The sequence below is a fragment of the Brachybacterium sp. Marseille-Q7125 genome (assembly GCF_023062615.1).
In the GTDB taxonomy this organism is placed as follows: Bacteria; Actinomycetota; Actinomycetes; order Actinomycetales; family Dermabacteraceae; genus Brachybacterium.
Map to the genome: position 1 here is coordinate 62621 of NZ_JALLAL010000002.1, position 18808 is coordinate 81428.

The 18808-nt window shown below is 69.9% G+C and carries 16 protein-coding genes; 4 read left to right on the top strand and 12 right to left on the bottom strand.

Annotation, left to right across the window (positions count from 1 at the left end; translation table 11 throughout):
- Positions 1-19 precede the first annotated feature (19 nt).
- From MU407_RS01005 to MU407_RS01060, 12 genes are all read right to left on the bottom strand, one after another.
- On the bottom strand, positions 20-1960 hold the full coding sequence (locus tag MU407_RS01005; RefSeq protein ID WP_246954748.1) for a DUF6541 family protein: 1941 nt from the start codon (positions 1958-1960) through the stop codon (positions 20-22).
- Positions 1961-1994: 34 nt separating this feature from the next.
- On the bottom strand, positions 1995-3470 hold the full coding sequence (locus MU407_RS14425; protein ID WP_246954750.1) for a glycosyltransferase: 1476 nt from the start codon (positions 3468-3470) through the stop codon (positions 1995-1997).
- Entirely contained in the window at positions 3463-4485 is a 1023-nt protein-coding gene (locus MU407_RS01015; protein ID WP_102235055.1) for a Gfo/Idh/MocA family oxidoreductase, read from the bottom strand. Before MU407_RS01015 ends, MU407_RS14425 begins: the two co-directional genes overlap by 8 nt.
- Before the next feature lie 2 nt (positions 4486-4487).
- Positions 4488-5597 carry a DegT/DnrJ/EryC1/StrS family aminotransferase gene (locus tag MU407_RS01020; protein WP_246954752.1) on the bottom strand — a complete coding sequence of 370 codons (1110 nt, stop codon included), beginning with the start codon at positions 5595-5597 and terminating at the stop codon, positions 4488-4490.
- Entirely contained in the window at positions 5594-6289 is a 696-nt protein-coding gene (locus tag MU407_RS01025) for an acyltransferase (protein WP_102235053.1), read from the bottom strand. Before MU407_RS01025 ends, MU407_RS01020 begins: the two co-directional genes overlap by 4 nt.
- Positions 6290-6385: 96 nt before the next feature.
- The gene (locus MU407_RS01030) at positions 6386-7468 is read right to left on the bottom strand and encodes an acyltransferase (RefSeq protein WP_102235052.1); all 1083 of its coding nucleotides are present in this window, start codon (positions 7466-7468) and stop codon (positions 6386-6388) included.
- A complete protein-coding gene (gene purE, locus MU407_RS01035) occupies positions 7465-8007 on the bottom strand; it encodes a 5-(carboxyamino)imidazole ribonucleotide mutase (RefSeq protein WP_102235051.1) in 543 nt (180 codons plus the stop codon). Before purE ends, MU407_RS01030 begins: the two co-directional genes overlap by 4 nt.
- Positions 8008-8013: 6 nt before the next feature.
- Positions 8014-9318: a 5-(carboxyamino)imidazole ribonucleotide synthase gene (locus MU407_RS01040; RefSeq protein WP_348647989.1), complete on the bottom strand. Its 1305-nt coding sequence runs from the start codon at positions 9316-9318 to the stop codon at positions 8014-8016.
- A gap of 117 nt (positions 9319-9435) precedes the next feature.
- A complete protein-coding gene (locus MU407_RS01045) occupies positions 9436-10872 on the bottom strand; it encodes an ATP-binding protein (protein ID WP_102235049.1) in 1437 nt (478 codons plus the stop codon).
- Between the two features lie 3 nt (positions 10873-10875).
- On the bottom strand, positions 10876-11574 hold the full coding sequence (locus MU407_RS01050; RefSeq protein ID WP_102235048.1) for a response regulator transcription factor: 699 nt from the start codon (positions 11572-11574) through the stop codon (positions 10876-10878).
- A gap of 42 nt (positions 11575-11616) precedes the next feature.
- Positions 11617-12852 carry an adenylate/guanylate cyclase domain-containing protein gene (locus MU407_RS01055; RefSeq protein ID WP_233190590.1) on the bottom strand — a complete coding sequence of 412 codons (1236 nt, stop codon included), beginning with the start codon at positions 12850-12852 and terminating at the stop codon, positions 11617-11619.
- Entirely contained in the window at positions 12849-13904 is a 1056-nt protein-coding gene (locus MU407_RS01060; RefSeq protein WP_102235047.1) for a biotin--[acetyl-CoA-carboxylase] ligase, read from the bottom strand. The genes MU407_RS01055 and MU407_RS01060 overlap by 4 nt, the downstream gene beginning before the upstream one ends.
- Before the next feature lie 149 nt (positions 13905-14053).
- Here MU407_RS01060 and MU407_RS01065 point away from each other — a divergent pair, with 149 nt between their 5' ends.
- From MU407_RS01065 to MU407_RS14430, 4 genes are all read left to right on the top strand, one after another.
- Complete coding sequence (locus MU407_RS01065) at positions 14054-15643, top strand: acyl-CoA carboxylase subunit beta (protein WP_102235046.1); 1590 nt, start codon at positions 14054-14056, stop codon at positions 15641-15643.
- Positions 15640-16014, top strand: coding sequence for a hypothetical protein (locus tag MU407_RS01070; protein ID WP_246954754.1), 375 nt, complete (start codon positions 15640-15642; stop codon positions 16012-16014). Before MU407_RS01065 ends, MU407_RS01070 begins: the two co-directional genes overlap by 4 nt.
- Positions 16015-16745: 731 nt before the next feature.
- Positions 16746-17519, top strand: coding sequence for a hypothetical protein (locus tag MU407_RS01075; protein ID WP_102235044.1), 774 nt, complete (start codon positions 16746-16748; stop codon positions 17517-17519).
- A gap of 25 nt (positions 17520-17544) precedes the next feature.
- Positions 17545-18771, top strand: a complete 1227-nt coding sequence (locus MU407_RS14430; RefSeq protein ID WP_158239341.1) for an HlyD family efflux transporter periplasmic adaptor subunit — start codon at positions 17545-17547, stop codon at positions 18769-18771.
- Positions 18772-18808: the final 37 nt, after the last annotated feature.

Here is an 18808-nt window from a genome sequence, read left to right on the forward strand (position 1 = left end):
CCTCCTTCGACGGATCGGGTCAGCACGGCAGCGTCACCTCGTACAGGGCGTAGGGACCATCCTGCTCCACCAGGCGCAGATCTTTCGGCGGGATGCCGTACAGCCCCACCCAGGTGGGGGCGGAGGCGGGGCTGATCAGCCGGCCGCTGAACTCCGAGGTGTCACGGTACAGGTGGGTGGGGCTCACCCGTGCGAGGGCATCGCACACCTGGCGTCGATCATCCAGGCGGCTGAAGTACTTGGCGATCAGGGCGCCATCGCGCGTCTGCGGGCTGCCCATGATGGGAAAGACCGTCTCAACTCCGCCGACGGACCAGTACAGGGGGGTGCCGTCGCGGGGGTCGCCGAGCACCACCGCGTCATCGGGCAGCTGCGCCGCGGTGCGCTCAATGAACGCCCGTTCCCGTGGCGTGACGTAGGGGGAGAGTTGCAGCCCGTAGGCGGTGTACGCCAGGGACCCGGTCAGCGGCAGCCGTTGCGGCACGGCGACGGCGAACACGCTCGTGAGGACCAGCGCCCCGGCGGCGACGGGGGCCAGCGGCAGCTGCGCCCAGCGCAGCGTCCGGGCATCGAGCGCGGCAAGTCCCCGGGCCATGAGCACCACGAGCAGGGCCGTCATCAGCGGGGCGATCCGCTCGCGGGCCCCGTACCAGGGGTTCACGAGAGCTTCGGCGAGCGGTGCGGAGATCTGCGTGGCCACCGCCAGCACGATCGTCACGACCACGCCCAGCACCGCCGTGGTCCCGATGGTCGCGCGGCGGCGCAGGGCCGCGACGGCCCCGACGACGGCGAGCACCCACAGCACCGCGACCGGCCACAGCGGTGCCTCGAGCACGGGGACCCGCGGGGTGTCCACGAGGACCCGCCACAGCACGCTCAGCAGCGGATCCGAGCTGGGCCGCGTGAGGTCCATCCCCTCCAGCAGGATCCGCGAGCCGATAACGAACAGCAGGGCCGCCGCGAGCGCGAGCCCCACCTGGATGCCGCCCCGGCGCCGCTGCCCGGCCCGCAGGCGCGCAGCTCCATGCACCAGCACGATGAGCCCGGCGAACACCGCGACGGAGAACATGATCGTGGGATGGGCCAGAGCCGTGCCCAGCAGCACCGCCCCCACCCCGAGGGCTCCGGGCACCGGGTGCACCCCGAGCCGCCCCTCCATGAGCAGCACGACAGCAGCGAGCGCTGGGGGCAGGCAGAGAGCTCCGAGCACCACGGGCCACAGGCCCATCACGAGCGCCATCGCCGGGACGCTGAGGAAGATCGGGGCGGTGAGCGCGGCGAGAACCGCAAGCCACGGTCGGCGGCGGGTGGAGACCACGCAGGTCGCCACGAGAGCGGCGAGAGCAGCGGGCTGTGCGGCGAGCATCGCCAGCGCCATCGCATTGGCGGCGGGGATGGTGTCCAGCGGCAGCAGGGCCGACAGGGCGTCCACGACGACGGGGTAGAAGGTGGGCTCGCCGTACAGCCCGGTCAGCGCCGAGGTGAGGGTCGCATCCCTCCGATGCCGGATCTCCGCGATCGCGGTGAGGTGGAAGAAGGAGTCGTAGCTGCCGTTGAGGGTGTCGATCCCGCCCATCCACCGCATGGCCGACGCCGCTGTTGCGATCCCCGCGAGCGCGCACGTGCCGCTCACGAGCAGCTCAGCCTGCATGCGCAGGGCCGGCTGGGCGATGCTCTCCCGCGGGGCGGCGACGCTGCTGCGGTCTGTGCGGCGGTGCAGCACATCGCGCAGTGCGCGCACCGCGGCCAAGAGCAGCACCAGCCCCACCCCGGTGCTCAGCGGAGTCCAGGGGATGGCGAGCAGGTGCAGCACGGCGGCCAGCAGCACCGCTGCCAGGACCGTCAGCGGCGGCGCCCACCCCCAGCGCACCGGCACCCGTGCACCGGCGGCCAGCAGCAGCAGCAGTCCGGGCCCGGTGAGCAGAGCCCAGGCGAGCAGCACCGGCAGCAGGTCGGTCATCGGTATCGTCCGTCCGGATGGGCGGTCACAGATATCACCGCGGGAAGATGGCGCGGGTGTACCCGTCGATCACCTGCTCGGGATCGCGGTGCTGGAGGGCGAAGGCGCGTGCGGCCTGCGCGGCCCGGGCGTAGGTCTGCTCATCCTGCAGGGCGAGGATCCGCTGCACGGCGGCAGCCGCATCGGGGACCACCCACTCATCGCTGTAGATGGTGCGGGCTCCGCCATAGGGCACAGTGTCAGGCCAGTCGCGCACGACGGCCGGACAGCCCGCAGCCAGGCCTTCCATAACCGCTTCATGGGTACCTTCGTGCCGGGATGAGGACAGCACGATCCCGGAGGTGGCCAGCAGCGCGGGGACGTCCTGGCGCGGACCCAGCACCTGGATCGCCGCGGGCGGGAAGTCGGCCAGGCGCCGTCGGACCTGCTGCTGGTACGGGGTGTCGTCCGCGGGATCATCCGGCAGCTGCGGACCGATCAGGCGCAGCTGGAAGGCGGGGTCGCGCTCCCGGAGGGCCGAGAGCACGTCCAGGGTGAACATCACGTCCTTGACCGGGCGCAGCCACCCCACCTGCACCAGCAGCGCGGGGTCCCGCTCACCGGCAGGTTCGGGGCCCAGGCCGTGCTGCAGCAGGTTCCCCACCTGGCTGGCAGGGACCACGGAGGCTTGCGGCGCGATGGCGTCGAGCATCCTCCGCACGGGCGGGGAGACGTGCAGCAGCCGGTCGATCCGCGGATAGTCATGCAGCAGAGCGAAGGGGGTGAACACTTCGAAGCGGTGCATCCGTGCGGTGAGCAGGCGCGGGGCGCGATCCAGCAGGGTCACCCAGGTCAGCACATGGTGCGCCCACTCCACGAGGACCGTATCGGCCCAGTCGAACGCCGCGGCGAGCTCGGGCGGGGTGGGCAGGAGCGCCCCGCGGGTGATCGCGTCATAGCGTGCGCGCAGCAGGCGATCGCGGTCCGGCATGCCGGGGGCGGCGAGCTCGTCGACGTCGATCTCGCGGATCTCGATCCCGCCGCGGGCGCGCAGCGCCTCGATCACGGGGTGGATGAACGTCCAGTTCGCCTGGGCGAGGACGAGCAGACGCAATGGCTCTCCCGGCGCCCAGTCCCGGGGCGGCGGGGCGGTGGGGCGCACAGCAGGGTCGATGGTCCCGTCGATCAGCAGCGTGCCGATGCTCGCGCTGCGCAGCGGGCGCAGAACCGGCTCGGGATCAGCCGCCAGGGGGGACTGCCCGGCCTGGTGGAGCGCCCCGTCGTAGGTGATGCGCAGCGCTTTGTCGAACCAGGTCAGCGCTGAGGAGATCCGGCCGCGCGCATGGTCGCGGTCGGACAGGCGCAGCAGGCGCTCCACCGCCTCACGCCAGGAGGATTGCGCGCCGTGACGGGCGAGATCCTCCTGGGCGGCGAAGTAGGTGCCCATGCCGCCGACGCGGCCCGGCAGATGCCGCAGCCCCCTTGCGATCAGGGGGATCGCCCGCCGGGCAGCGCGACGACGCTCACGCACGAGCGGTGATCCCCTCCGGGGCGACCACGCGGCCCTCGCGCGCCGAGACGAGCACCGCTTCGATGGCGCGCACCGTGCCCAGGCCTTCGCGCATGGTGACGATGTTGGTGGTGTCCACGCCCAGCACGGCATCGCGGAATGCCTGGTGCTCGGTGGCCAGCGGCTCCGTGCGCTGCAGGGCGTAGCGCACCGAATCGCCTTCGCTCACGCCGCGGAAGGAGGCCATGGACTCCCACAGGTTCGTGGGGTTCTCGCCGTTGGCGTGGAAGGTGAGGTCCGCGTTGAGGGTGTCGCCCACCAGGGCGCCCTTCTCGCCGGTGACGATGGTGACGCGCTCCTTGAACGGGGAGAGCCAGTTGACCAGGTGCCCGGTGATGGTGCCGTCGGCGAGCTCTCCGGCGATCGAGACCATGTCCTCGTCCTCGCGGCCGGAGCGACGCGTGGTGGTCGCGGCGACGGAGGCGAAGGAGGACTGCGCGACCCAGGCGGTGAGGTCCAGGTCGTGGGTCGCGAGGTCCTTGACCACGCCGACGTCGGCGATACGGGCGGGGAAGCCGCCCTGGCGGCGGGTGGCGATCTGGTAGATCTCCCCCAGCTGACCGCCGGCGATGCGCTTGCGCATCTCCTGCAGCGCAGGGTTGTAGCGCTCGATGTAGCCCACCGCGCCCACCAGGCCCGCCTTCTCGAAGGCGGCGGTGATCTCTTCGGCCTCGGCGATATCGAAGGCCAGCGGCTTCTCCACCAGCGTGTGGATCCCGGCGTCAGCCAGGGCGATCGCCACATCGCGGTGGAACTGGGTGGGCACAGCCACGACCGCATAGTCGATGCCCGCCGCGATCAGGGCGTCGACATCGGGCAGCACCTCCATGCCGGCAGCGGCCCCGTGCGGGTCACCGTGCGCATCCGCCACGGCCACCAGGTCCACGCCGTCCAGGGCGCGGAGGTTCCGGGCGTGGTGGCGGCCCATCATGCCCAGGCCGATCAGTCCGGCGCGCAGGGTCTTCTTCTGGCTCATGATCAGGCTCCTGCCTTCGCGACGGTGTTCACGGCGGCGACGATGCGCTCGAGGTCTTCGGCGCTCAGGCTCGGGTGGACCGGGAGGGAGAGCACCTCGCGGGCGAGCATCTCGGTGACCGGCAGCTCCAGCTCCTGCCCGAAGGTGTCCAGGCGGTGCACGGGCGTGGGGTAGTACACGCCGCAGCCCACCTTGTGCTCCTCGCGCAGAGCGGTGGCGAAGGCATCGCGCTCGGCCGCGCTGGCTCCCTTCACACGGATCGTGTACTGGTGGTAGACGTGGGTGGCACCCTCGCGGACCACCGGAGTGACCACGCCCTCGAGATTCTCATCGAGGAACGCGGCGTTCTCCTGGCGGGTACGGGTCCAGTCCAGGACCTTGGTCAGCTGCACCCGGCCGATCGCGGCGTGGATGTCCGTCATGCGGTTGTTGAAGCCGGCCACCTCATTGGCGTACTGCTTCTCCATGCCCTGGTTGCGCAGTAGGCGCACCATGCGCGCGGTGTCCGCATCGGCGCAGGCCACCATTCCACCCTCGCCGGAGGTCATGTTCTTGGTGGGGTACAGGGAGAACATCGCGGCGTCGCCAAAGGCGCCCACGGGGGTGCCGTGCCAGGTGGCGCCGTGCGCCTGGGCAGCGTCCTCGAGCACCCACAGCTCGTGCTCACGGGCGATCTGCATGATCTCATCAATCGCGGCGGGGTGGCCGTACAGGTGCACCGGCTGGATCCCGACGGTCCGCTCAGTGATCGCGGCGCGCACGGCGGCGGGGTCCATACAGAACGTCTCGCGGTCCACATCCACGAAGACCGGGGTGGCACCGACGACGGCGACGGAGTTCGCGGTCGCGGCGAAGGTGAAGGACGGGACGATGACCTCCTCGCCGGGCTTCAGCCCGAGGGCGAGCATGCCCAGATGCTGCCCGGAGGTGCCGGAGTTCACTGCCACGCACTCGCGGCCGCCCACCAGCACGTCCGCGAACTCCTGCTCGAAGGCCGCGACCTCCGGGCCCTGCGCGACCATGCCGGAGGCGAGGACGCGGTCCACCGCGTCGCGCTCCTGCTGGCCGATGATCGGCTTCGCCGGCGGGATGAAAGACTGATCGGTGCTCATGCGTTCTCGCCGTCCTGTTCGTCGGGATCGGTCAGGGAGGCCGGGCGGGGCGCGTCGGCCAGGGGTGAGGAGGCGAGCAGGAGCCCGCCGGTGGAGTCATCGGGGATGTACCACTCGCCGGTGGCAGGGCACACCCAGGAATCGGTGCCGTCAGAGGCGTGGACCAGTTTCTCGCCGGAGCGGCCCACCCAGCCGATCCGCTTCGCCGGCACCCCGGCCACGAGGGCGTGGGGCGGGACGTCCTTCACGACGGTGGCGCCGGCGGCCACCATCGCCCAGGCGCCGATGGTCACGGGCGCCACGCACACGGCGCGCGCCCCGATCGAGGCGCCGGTCTCGCAGGTGACACCGACGCTCTCCCAGTCGCTCGCGGACTTCGCGGTGAGGTCGGGGTTGGCGGCGCGCGGGAAATGGTCGTTGGTGAACACCGCGGCGGGGCCGACGAACACCCCGTCGGCCATCTGCGCGGGCTCATAGACGAGGGCGTAGTTCTGGACCTTGCAGGCGTTGCCCATCTGCACCCCGGTGCCGATGTACGCGCCGCGTCCGATCACGCAGTCGGTGCCCAGTTGGGCTCCCTCTCGGACCTGGGCCAGGTGCCAGATGGAGCTGCCGCTGCCGATCCGGGCGTCATCGGCGACATCCGCTGATTCCACGATGCGCACCCCGGCGCGATCTGCACTGGATTCCATACCCCGGACCTTACCGCGCAGCACTGGACGGACGAGAGGACACCGGGCCTCGCCGCGGAGCATGCACCGGATCTCCCCACCTGGGTCTCAGACGTCTTAGATGCCCGGCGCCTGCAGCAGCCAGCGTGGGCCGGTGCGCTGCACCATCGCCTCCACTCCCAGGGCAGTGATGATCGCCACGGCCGACACCGTCGGCACCAGCAGCAGATCTACCAGCGGGTGCGCCAGCTGTGCGGCAAGACCACCCTGCCGCCACAGCAGCACCACCAGGTTCAGCACGATCGGGTGGACGAGATAGATGACCAGGGTGCGCCGCCCCAGCAGCGCGCCGAACGCACGCAGGCCCCGGGAGCGGGCCAGCAGGGGCAGCAGCAGCACCGCGGCGGTCAGACCCGCCAGCGACGCGGCCAGCTCGATGCCCCGCACCACCGGCCAGGCGGGCACCTTCCCAGGCAGCACGAGCAGCAGGGCCAGCAGGACGAACAGCCCGACGAGCCCCGTGCCGCCGAGCAGGGCCGCTCGGCGCCGTGTTCCCTCCGCGAGGGCCCGGATCTGCCGGTGCAGCACGAGCCCCAGCAGGTACCACAGGGCGTTGTCCGTCAGCTGGAAGATGCCGTAGGCGAGGTCGCTGTGCCCGGCCTCCCGCAGCAGCTGCTGCCCGGCGGGGGCGAGCAGATGGAACAGCAGGGCCACGCTCAGCAGCAGTCGGGGGCGTCCCTGCCCCCAGCGGCCCAAGAGGAAGAAGATCGGCAGCACGCCGATGAACCAGTACGGGGAGGCCAGCTGCAGCAGGCCCAGGATCTCCTGACGCAGGAATCCCAGCGGCTCGCCCGGAGCGTAGCGCAGCCATCCGGTGGCCCAGAACAGCAGGCTCCACAGCAGGTAGGGCCACAGCAGATCGAGCAGCCGGGGGCGCAGCACCGCCCGCAGCGGGCGGCGCACCGCCCGGGCCGCGAGCAGCCCGGCGATGAGGAAGAACAGTGGCATCCGCAGCGGCACGAGGGCGAGGTTCGCCTCGCGCCAGATCCGCGCGACGGGCCCCTCGGGCAGTGCCCAGAGGGCCGTGCCGGAGCCGACGGCCACGTGGTAGAGCACGACCAGCAGGATCGAGATCCCGCGGCCGAGGTCCAGCCAGGCGATCCGGCCCTCTGCCCGGGCAGGACCCTGCTGCTGGTTCACCGCTGCTCTCGCAGCCGCTCCCCCTTGGCGATCGCGAGGTCGCGCAGCTCGTCCTGGAACTGCGCCATGCGTGTGCGCAGCGCGGCGGCGCGCTCATCGTCCCCGGCGCCGAGGATCCGCGCGGCCAGCAGCCCGGCGTTGCGCGCCCCGCCGATCGAGACGGTGGCGACCGGCACCCCCGCGGGCATCTGCACGATCGACAGCAGCGAGTCCATCCCGTCGAGGTGCTTCAGCGGCACCGGCACCCCGATCACGGGCAGTGCGGTGAGGGAGGCGAGCATGCCCGGTAGGTGGGCGGCGCCGCCGGCGCCGGCGATCACCACGCGCAGCCCGCGTTCGGCGGCGCCGCGCCCCCAGGCCACCATGTCCTCGGGCATGCGGTGAGCGGAAATGACCTCCACGCTACAGGGGATTGCGAACTCGGCCAGCGCCTCTTCGGCGGCGCGCATGGTCGGGTAGTCGGAATCGGAGCCCATGACGATGCCCACCAGGGGCGTCTCATCGGTGCCGGGCAGGGGCTGGTCGGTTCGGGTGCTCATGGCATCTCACGCGCCTTCCGGGTGGTCAGGGTGCTGGGTGGGGGCAGGGCGCTCATCGGGATCGGGCTGCTGGACCGCGCCCGGGTGCGGGACAGAGTCCGGCCCGTCGATGATCAGACGCTCGGCGCGGTGGGCGCGTTCGAGCAGCTCGTCGGCGTCCTCGCCGGTGAGGGTGACATGACCGAGCTTCCGGCCCGGACGCACCCCCTTGCCGTACAGGTGGAGCTTCAGCTCCGGGTCCGCGGCGAGCGCCGCCGCCGCGCCGGGGGCGAGGTCCTCGGCGCGGCCGCCCAGGAGATTCACCATCACCGTCACGGTGGCGAGCGGCGCGGTCGAGCCCAGCGGCAGATCCGCCACCGCCCGCAGATGCTGTTCGAACTGCCCGGTCACCGCCCCGTCCATGGACCAGTGCCCGGTGTTGTGGGGGCGCATGGCGAGCTCGTTGACGAGCACCTGCCCCGTAGCGGTCTCGAACAGTTCGACGGCGAGCATTCCGGTGACCTCGAGGTCCGCGGCGATCGCGGCGGCGAGCTGCTGGATGCGCTGCTGCGCGGCCGCATCGAGCCCAGGGGCGGGTGCCACCACCTCGTAGCACACCCCGTCCTGCTGCACGGATTGCACGACGGGGTAGGTGGCGATCTCGCCGCCGGGCCGACGGGCCACCTGGACGGACAGCTCCCGGGTGAAGGGCACGAGCTCTTCGGCCAGCAGCTCGGAGTGCAGCTGGCTCCAGTCGGCGATCTGCTGCGCTCCGGTGACCACGCGCACGCCGTGCCCGTCGTAGCCGCCGCGCGGGGTCTTCACGATCAGTCGTCCGCCGGCCTCGGCGAGCGCAGACTCGAGGTCCTGCTCCTTGCGGATCCGCCACCAGCGGGGGCAGGGATGGCCCAGTGCCGTTAGGCGCTCGCGCATCAGCAGCTTGTCCTGCGCGTGGACGAGAGCGGCAGGACCGGGCCGCACCGCCGCTGCGCCGGAGGCCTCGATGCGCTCCAGATGCGCGGGCGGCACGTGCTCGTGGTCGAAGGTCAGCACCTCCACCTGCTCGGCGAGCGCAGCGACCGCCTGCTCATCGTCATGCCGTCCGATCTGCACCTGCGCCGCCACTCGGGCAGCGCTCTCGGTTTCGGCGGTGGCGAGGACCACGAGCTCGAGGTCGAGTTCGGTCGCGGGGCCGAGCATCATGCGGGCGAGCTGACCGGCTCCCACGACGCCCAGACGGCGGGCAGCGGGTCGCTCCGACGCGGTGACGTTCGTGCTGTCAGGGCTGGTGGTGCGGACAGGACTGGTGGGGTGGGGCGGGGTGTGCGGCACGGCGGCCAGTGTACTGAGCTGTTCGGGTCCTGAGCTGCTCGCGTCCTGGGCCGCTCGTGGTCTGGGCCGCGTGGCCGCCGCGGCGTCCGAGCAGATACTGCGCGGCGCCGGGGAGGTTCAGGGGCGCAGACGGGAGCGGCGGCGCACCACCGAGCCCTGCGGGAGGGATTCGAAGTCATCCGCGTTGCCGGGCTGCTCACCTCTGGGGATACGGTCTGCGCGGCGGCCCCGGGGCAGCCTGCTGCGGCGGCCCGGCCGGGCAGGCCGTCTCGCCCCATCGGTCGCATCGGAGCCGTCGTCCGCCTCCCCGGGGGCGGAGATGAGGAAGACGCCGAAGGTTGCGGGGGTGTCGGTGAGCAGCTCGAGCCGCCCGCCGTCGTCCTCCACCAGGGTCCGCGCGAGCGCGAGGCCCACGCCGGTGCCGGAGGACTGCGGCCCGGAGACGGAGCGTTCGAACACGCGCTGCCCGAGCTCGGGGTCGATGCCGCCGCCCTCATCGGTGACCTCCACCACGGTGGAGTGCTCATTGCGGCGCACCTTCACCGACGTGCGGCCGCCGCCGTGGACCAGGGCGTTCTCGATCAGGGTGGCGATCACCTGCGTGAGCGGACCGGTGGAGCCCCAGACCGCGGCGCTGCGCGGCACCTGGATATGCAGCTCACGACCGGCCCGACGATAGGCCGGGGACCACTCCTCGCTCTGCTGGGTGAGGATGGTGCGCAGCTCCACCACCCCGGGTGTGCGGCGCTGGGAGGAGCGGGGGGCGTTGATGAGGTCGTGGACCACTTCGGTGAGGCGATCGATCTGCTCCAGGGAGATCCGCGCCTCATCGCGCACCCATTCCTCAGAGCTCGTGGCCAGGATCTCGTCCAAACGCATCGACAGTGCCGTCAGCGGGGTGCGCAGCTGGTGGGAGGCATCGGAGGCCAGGCGACTCTCGGCCTCCAACCGCTCGTTCAGCTGTGCACCGGAGTTCGCCAGCTGCTCGGCGACCTCGTCGATCTCCGCAATCCCGGAGGGCTGCCAGGGGCCGCGGGAGCGCCCGGCGCCCATCGCCTCGGCGCGGCGGGACAGGCGGGCCAGCGGCATCGAGATCCGCTGGGCCTGCCACAGCGCGACCGACACACCGATCGACAGGGCTGAGAGGCCGGCGACGATGATCAGCACCCATGCGCCGGCCGTGTGGGCGCGGACATCGGATTCGGGCACGTGCACCGTGATGGCCTGACCCATCGCGCCGTTGGTGCGCCGGTTCAGCCCGCCCTCACGCGGCGGCTCGCCCGCGGAGTAGGTCTGCCCGTCATAGACCACGATGATGGAGATGTGCAGATCCGCCTGCTCATCGACCCGGCGCTGCAGGAGCTCGTCGTCCAGCTCTCCGCCGTCCTTGAGCCGCACCTCGGTGTCCACACGCACCTCGTCCAGGATGGTGTTGGCCTGCGAGGCGAGGTTCTGCCGGGTCAGACCCAGCCACGAGTAGCCCAGGGGAATGCCCAGCAGCAGGACGGCCAGCAGCACCGTGATGATCGTGGCCTGCAGCACGCGCTGCCGCACGCGTCAGCTCTCCGCGCCGGTCTCGAAGCGGAAGCCCACTCCCCTCACCGTGGTGATGCGCCGGGGGTTGGTGGCATCGTCGCCCAGCTTGCGGCGCAGCCACGAGATGTGCATGTCCAGCGTCTTGGTGGAGCCCCACCATTCGGCGCCCCACACCTCGCGCATGAGGTCATCGCGGGTCACGACGCTGCCGGCCTCGCGCACCAGGACGGTGAGCAGGTCATATTCCTTGGCCGACAGCGCCAGCTCCTCGCCGTCGGCGTAAGCACGGCGCGCTGCGACGTCCAGGTTCACGCCGTTGACGTCGAAGGAGTCACCGGCAGATTCTTCGGCGGCCTGGGCGCGGCGCAGCAGGGCGCGGATGCGGGCCTGCAGCTCGCCCAGGCGGAAGGGCTTGGTGACGTAGTCATCGGCCCCCGCGTCCAGGCCCACCACGGCATCGACCTCGTCGGCCCGGGCGGTGAGGATCAGGATCGGGGCCTCCAGACCGCCCTTGCGCAGGCGGCGCGCGACCTCCAGGCCATCCAGGTCCGGCAGCCCCAGGTCCAAGATCACCATGTCCACGGGGTCGGCTCCGGCGGCGATGGCCAGGGCGTCCATACCGCGGGACGCGCGGGTGACCGTGTACCCCTCGCGGTCCAGAGCACGGGAGAGCGGTTCAGCGATGGCCGAGTCGTCCTCGACGAGCAGTAAGCGTGTCACGGGGCCCATCCTAGACATCCGGGCCCGCCGGGACGGGGACCCTCACAGACCGAGGTCCAGCGGAGCCCAACTGCCGCGGCGCAGGGCGGCCACATGCACCTCGCCGATGCCGTGCAGGTCCACGTCTTCCCCGTCGTCGACCAGGAAGCCGCCCGGCAGGGCTTTCTCCACGGCCTGCGCGGTCTCACGGTCCACCGCCACGGTGCCGGGCCGGGCCACCGATTCCATGCGGGCGGCGAGGTTGACGGTGGGGCCGAACACGTCGCCGTAGCGCGAGAACATCGACCCCCAGGCCAGGCCCACCCGCACCGGCGGCAGATTCGGCGTGTCGGTGATGGTCTCGGAGAGGCTGACAGCGATCTGCGCACCGTCCTCAGGGGTGTCGGCCAGGAACATCACCTCATCGCCGACGGTCTTGACCACGCGCCCTCCGCCCACGGAGATGATGTCGCGGCAGATCGACTCGAACCGGCCCACCATGTCCGCTAGCTCCGCTCCCGGCAGATCCTGGGCCAGGCGCGTGAACTGCACGAGGTCAGCGAAGCCCACGGCACGCTGGAGGGGGAACAGCTCATCGGTGTCGCGGTGCAGAGCCTCGCTGCCGGCACGCGCGGTGTAGGCGGCCAACTGACGGCGGAAGGCGAACATGACCTGCGACTCGAGGACGTCCAGCAGGTCCGGGATCTCCTCGAGCATGCGCTGGCGGGCTTCACCGTCGTCCATGTCGCCGCGCGACTTGGCTTCATCCACGAGAGCCTCGGTGATCCACATGGCCAGGCGACCCATATGGAAGCCCAGTCCCCGGGTGATCGATTCGAAGCCGCGCTCGGACAGCCGACCGTCCTGGACGATCTCGGCGAGATCCCCGATCGCGTAGGAGTCCTCTTCGGTGAACACTACGGTGTCCTCGTCCACCGGAGTGAAGCCCAGGGAACGCCAGTACACAGAGGTCAGGCGCGGGGGAATGTCCCGCTGCTCGGCGAGGTCGTGGCGAGAGAACAGGCGTGGGCCCTGCAGCAGCACTTTCTCGAGCGCGCCGACGCTGCGACGCACCTCGGCGAAGCGCCGATTCATCTCGAGGATCTGCGCGTCGCCCAGGTCGGCATCGGACGCATCGGTCTGGGAGAGGTCCGGCAGCTCCTGGGTGCGGGTGGGGATGACAGCTTCAGGCAGGCGCGGCTCCTCAGACAGGCGCGGCTCCCCGGACGGGCGCGGCTCCTCGGGCGGCGAGGTCTCCGCCGCCCGAGCAGGCTCGAGGTCATGCATGCCGCCGGTCACGTCCCGTGGTCCTCCTGATGATGCGATGGGTGAGGGTGGTCGCTGATGGTGCCTGGGGGCGGGAGCGCCCGCAGGTGCTGTATGTCGCCCAGCGCAACGGCGGTGACGCCGTCCTCGCCCTCGACCAGCAGACGACCGATGCGGTCCACTCCGCGGGCGATCCCGTGCAGGGGGCTCGGGGCGCCGTGGTGGGCCGCAGCGGTCGCGGTGCCTAGCGGGTCGATCCGAACAGACCGCCCCACTGTGAGGCAGATCATAGTGTAGCGCTCTGCGAGACCACAGGCCTCCGCATCCCCGTCGGCTGCCTCGAGCCTGCACAGACTCTCCACGATCGCCCCGGCGATCGTCTCCTCGAGGCGCCGCCGCAGCTGCGCGAGCTCCAGGGCGACCTCGGGTTTTCCATCGGCCGCGGGCTCTTGTCCGGCCGCGGGCTCCAGTCCCGCAGTGAGCTCCCGTCCCGCAGTGACCTCGTCGGCGGCCAGCATCCCGCCGGAGCCCAGCAGCCAGGCCGCTCCCGGCAGCGGGAACCCATCGGAATCCAGGATCGGGCCGCGCAGGTTCACCCCGATGCCCATCAGCACCAGGTCCTCCCCGCGGCCCTCCACGAGAATGCCGCCGAGCTTGCCTCCCTCGGCGGTGTGCAGGTCGTTCGGCCATTTCAGGCCTACGCGCCCGGTGAGGGCGGGCAGCTCGGCGATCAGTGCCGCATGGGCGGCGACGCCCACCAGCAGCGGCAGCCAGGATCGGGTGGCAGGAGAAAGTGTGGTGCGGCAGGCGAGGGTGAGGGCCAGCGAGCTGCCGCGCGGGCTGCGGAAGGGGCGCTGCAGTCGGCCGCGCCCGGCGGTCTGCTCCACGGCGGTCACCGCGAAGGGCGGCTGCTGCCCCTGCTCGAGCAGCGCCGCCGCGATGTCCTGGGTGGAGGGCACCGCATCGCTGCGCACCATCGTCGGCACGTGAGCGCGCAGGGCAGCGCGATCCGGGCCGCCCGCGCGATCCGGGCCGTCCGCGCGAAGTGGGCCATGCACGCGATCTGGCCCATCCGGGTGCTGCATGGCGTATCCCTCCTGTGCGGTGTGCGTCCTCGTCAACTTGCTGATGGTCACGGCGCTGGTGGCAGGCCCCGGACCGGCCCGTAGCGTAGTATCCCGATGTTCCACACCCCCGAGACCCGCGTGCTCTTCGGCGCACGCCAGGAGGCTCCGTGACCGACGCCCCGCAGCCCCTCTCTACCGCCCAGCGCCTCGAGGATCTGCGCGAGCGGGATGCGCAGGCGGTGTCCGCCGCGGATTCGGTGGCGGTTCAGAAGCAGCATGCGCGCGGCAAGAAGACCGCCCGCGAGCGCATCACCGATCTGCTGGATGAAGGCTCCTTCGTGGAGACCGACCGGTTCGTGCGCCATCAGGCTCGCAGCTTCGGGATCGACCGCAAGCGGCCCGATGGCGACGGCATCGTCACCGGCTACGGCACCATCGACGGCCGTCAGGTGTGCGTGTACTCCCAGGACTTCACGGTGTTCGGCGGCTCGCTCGGCGAGGCCCACGGTCGCAAGATCCAGAAGATCCAGGATCTCGCGCTGAAGACCGGGGTGCCGATCATCGGGATCCTCGACGGCGGCGGCGCCCGCATCCAGGAGGGTGTGGCGTCGCTGGCGATGTTCGCCGGGATCTTCCGGCGCAATACCCGCGCCTCCGGTGTGATCCCGCAGATCTCGCTGATCATGGGGCCAGCGGCGGGCGGTGCCGTGTACTCCCCGGCGCTGACCGACATCATCGTGATGGTCGAGAAGACCTCCCATATGTTCATCACCGGGCCCGATGTGATCCGCACCGTCACCGGGGAGGATGTGGGCTTCGAGGAGCTCGGCGGGGCGCGCACCCACTCCACCCGTTCGGGCGTGGCCCACTACATGGCCCCCGATGAGGCTGAGGCCATCGAATACGTCAAGGACCTGCTGAGCTACCTGCCCTCGAATACCCTCAGCCCCGCCCCGAGCTTTCCCACGCGGCTGGAGGAGAATCCGACCGCGGCGGATCTGGCACTGGATGCGCTCGTGCCGGACTCCCCCAATCAGCCCTACGACATGCTCACAGTGCTGCGCACAGTGCTGGATGAGGAGGAGTTCCTCGAGGTCCAGCCGATGTTCGCGCGCAATGTCCTGGTGGGCTTCGGCCGCGTCGAGGGCAACAGCGTGGGCATCATCGCCAACCAGCCCTCCCATCTGGCCGGCACGCTGGACATCGATGCCTCGGAGAAGGCCGCCCGTTTCGTGCGGCTGTGCGATGCCAACAACATCCCGGTGCTGACCTTTGTGGACGTGCCCGGGTTCCTGCCCGGCACCGGCCAGGAGTACGGCGGGATCATTCGCCGCGGCGCGAAGCTGCTGTACGCCTACGCGGAGGCCACCGTCCCCCTGATCACCGTGATCACGAGGAAGGCCTACGGCGGTGCGTACATCGTCATGGGATCCAAGGAGCTGGGGGCGGATGTGAACCTCGCCTGGCCCACCGCGCAGATCGCGGTGATGGGCTCGCAGGGCGCGGTGAACATCCTGCACCGCTCGGATCTGCGGAAAGTCGCTGAGGAGGGCGGGGATGTCGCCGCCGAGCGGGCGCGCTTCGAAGCGGAGTACGAGGAGCAGTTCGCCACCCCGTACACGGCGGCCGAGCGCGGCTGGATCGACGCGGTGATCCGCCCGGCCGAGACCCGGGTGCAGATCGCGAAGGCGCTGCGGGCCCTGCGCACCAAGCGCGACTCCCAGCCCACCAAGAAGCACGGGAACATCCCGCTGTGAGCACGGCAGCGCAGGGCGGGAACCCGGCAGCGCAGGGCGGGAACCCGGCAGCCCCGGGCGACACGAGCGGGGCCGAGGAGGCCGCAGTCGCGGCCGGGGCGTCGCCGGCCGATGGGGTGCCGTCAGCCCCGGTCTCTCCCTCCGGTGTCCGCCTGGTGCAGGGGTACCTGGCCGATGACGAGCTAGCGGCGATCGCCGTAGTGGTCTCCGCCATGAGCGTCACCAGCCGACTGGAGGCCGAGGAGCGCGCACTGGTCGAGGGCCGCGGAGCCGGCGCCGGGACCTGGAACGATCCCGCGCAGTGCTACCCCCGCGCGCACGGCCTGCGCGCCCAGGCCACTCCCACCGCGTGGCAGTTCGGGGACCGCTGAGGGCGGTCGGCCGCCTCGCCGCGGATCGACCTGGTGATCGGCGGATCGACCCGTTGTCGCCGATGAGGACCGTGCACCGCTTTCCTGGAGTCGCCCCGGGCCGCCGCTACCCCCGCCTTCCGGCGCGCCTGCCAACGGTGGGTAACGAGTTCATAACAGTCCACCGGTCCGGCGCGGAACCTCGCAAAGTCCGTTATTCTCCTGCTGAGACGGGCACCATAGAAGCTGCTCGAAAGTCAAAGCATTAGAGGGGGAGTCGTGGCTTCAACGAGAACTCGGGTTGCAAGAATCCTGGCCATCGGTCTTGTCACGCTTGGAATAATTGGCGTGTCTGACATTTCTACCGCACCGCCCAGCTCCGCCGCGAATTGCGTTTCAATGAACAGTGTGAAGACTAGAGAAACTCGAACAAAGCCAAGCGGTTCAGACTGCCTCGACGTTAACGTAAATCGCGTCTACTTCCCCACCCTCACACCCTATGTCACAAGCTGGGGACAGTACCACTCCGGAGGCACGTGGCGAAACTCCACCATGGGATCAAAGAAGCATACTTTCGGATTCTCTCAGGCCCAGTGGGTGGCGATTAAGAACCTGGCCCCCGGATCCAAGTTTCGCATGAACTCGGATGTCAACACCAAATTTGATCTTCGCGTGTGACAGCGCGCCGAGCCGGGCGCGCGCAGTCTCTACTGCTGGAAGGATCTGCTGTGCGACAAGTTCGGGTTGCCGCGATGGCGATCACTCTTCCCGCCGTCCTTCTGGCGGGCTGCAGTGGCGCCAGCTCAGCGAGGGGTGAAGTTGACACCCGCGTCGTGAACGCGGTGGTCACAGCCCCGGGCGAGGGAGCTTACGCGGATCCGGTGTGGCTGCGGGAGCAGCTGCGGGCAACGGTCATGCCTGAGATTGAGGGGTGCCTGGAGGATGTGGGGCGAGCAGATGCGATCCCGAAGGCAGCCGACTACGTCGCCTATTATGAGGAGATGAATGAGTTCGCCTTTCCGGATCCCGATCGCTACCGGAGGGGCGGAGTCCGGCCCGTGGGGACGATAGATGGTATTCCGGATACTGAACTGTCGGCGAATGACGCTACCCTAGAGTGCTATTTCAGCGTCACAAAGAGGCAGAGGCACAAGGCAGTTTCTCTGTCCGAGTCCCTCCACTCGGAGTGGACGATGAAGGTCGAGTTGAACGCTGACGTATCCCGCCTGCCCGACGAGTTTGCGACATTCGAGGCATGCCTATCCGATAAGACAGGATTTCCAGGCGGGAGCGCCGACGCGGGCACTCCCCCGTCAGTTTACGATTTCCTGGACTGGTGGCCACATCAGTATGGCGGGGAAGATGTGATGCCCGATGAAAAGAACCTCGAAGGTGGGGAAATCTTTGCGAATTGCCTGGCTCCGCTGACAAAGGCCCAAGCGGAGTTGGTCGCTGATGACCGTGCCGAGTTCATCGAACAGCACCACGAGGATCTGGCGGTCATTGCCGATGCGATCGAGGACTGACCACGCCGCGGAAGCTGGACGGGGAGTGTTCGAGCCGCGTCGCCGCGTGGTAGCGCTCGCACTTGTCCTCATCATCGGGATCGTGTTGGGACTGGGACTGGGGTATACGGTTCTTCGCTCGCAGATGATGACTCCTGAGCAGCGTGCAGCGGCCGCGTCGCCCCTGCAACCACCGATGATGACAGCCCCAGTGCAGCGAGACGAGCGCCAGCAGGTGGTGACCCTAGCGGGGGCCGTTCAGAACTCCGGGACCGTGGCGGTCCATCCTGCACTTCCTCCTGACGATGCTGCGGCCGTGCTCGTAAAGATGGGCATCAAGCGTGGTCAAAGCGTCCAGCCGGGCATGTTCCTGGCAGAGGTTTCGGGACAGCCGGTGTTCGCGTTGCCTGGAGCGTTCCCGTTCTATCGCGATCTCACCATGGGCGACAGGGGGGAAGACGTCGACCAGCTGCATAAGGGACTCAAGGCCGCGGGCTACGCCCCGGAACAGATGGGCGAAGAGATTACTCCATCAACCCAGCGGGCCCTGGAACGTCTGCTGACAGACCGCGGATACTCCACCGACCTCCTTCAATCCACCGCCCGGGTCGGCGATTACGACGAGACAGGGGCTGGCGATGGCGAGTCGGGACTGGTGATCCCCCGCGGGCTGTTTGTGGTGCTCGGTGATCTGCCGGCAGCAGTCGTCGATGTGAGCAGCAAGGTCGGCGATTCCCTGGATGAGACCTCGACGCTGTTCACTGTGGCCGATGGCACCCTGGTGCTCAGTGCGTCGATCGCGACAGTCCAGGCAGCAGACGTGACCCCTCATCAAGCCGTAACGTTCACGGTCGGTGATCACGACGAAGAGCTCACCGGCACGGTCAGCGGGGTAGAGCCTGATCCCGACAACCCCGACCTGTCCACGATCACGATCACGCCCGACGCACCGTTGCCTGCAGAGTCCGTGGGGACCGACGCTCGAGCTGCGGTTGTCACCGCCTCCTCCGATGGCCCTGTGCTCTTCGTGCCGATCAGTGCTGTCCGCAGCGATTCCACAGATGCCGCCTACGTGCTGCTAGCTCCTAGGGAGGGCATCGGCGACGAGACGACTCCCGAGCGGCACGCGGTCACTGTTGTTGAGGTCATCGACGGTGCTGCGGTGCTCGAGGAGAGCACGGCCCCCGCGGAGGGCACGGAGGTGATTGTCTCCCAGACGGGAGAGGGCAGCGGACCTGAGGGGCAAGATCCCGGCGGGGACGGCGAATCGTGACTGGTGCAGTACCGGTGATCGCGCTCGAGGACGTTCA

Bases quoted from the DNA above. Each gene is read 5' to 3' on its own strand.
- MU407_RS01020 (WP_246954752.1), bottom strand. From the start codon at position 5,597: ATGAGCACCGATCAGTCTTTCATCCCGCCGGCGAAGCCGATCATCGGC.
- MU407_RS01075 (WP_102235044.1), top strand. From the start codon at position 16,746: ATGGCGATCACTCTTCCCGCCGTCCTTCTGGCGGGCTGCAGTGGCGCC.
- MU407_RS01025 (WP_102235053.1), bottom strand. From the start codon at position 6,289: ATGGAATCCAGTGCAGATCGCGCCGGGGTGCGCATCGTGGAATCAGCG.
- MU407_RS01015 (WP_102235055.1), bottom strand. From the start codon at position 4,485: ATGAGCCAGAAGAAGACCCTGCGCGCCGGACTGATCGGCCTGGGCATG.
- MU407_RS01060 (WP_102235047.1), bottom strand. From the start codon at position 13,904: ATGCAGCACCCGGATGGGCCAGATCGCGTGCATGGCCCACTTCGCGCG.
- purE (WP_102235051.1), bottom strand. From the start codon at position 8,007: ATGAGCACCCGAACCGACCAGCCCCTGCCCGGCACCGATGAGACGCCC.
- MU407_RS01005 (WP_246954748.1), bottom strand. From the start codon at position 1,960: ATGACCGACCTGCTGCCGGTGCTGCTCGCCTGGGCTCTGCTCACCGGG.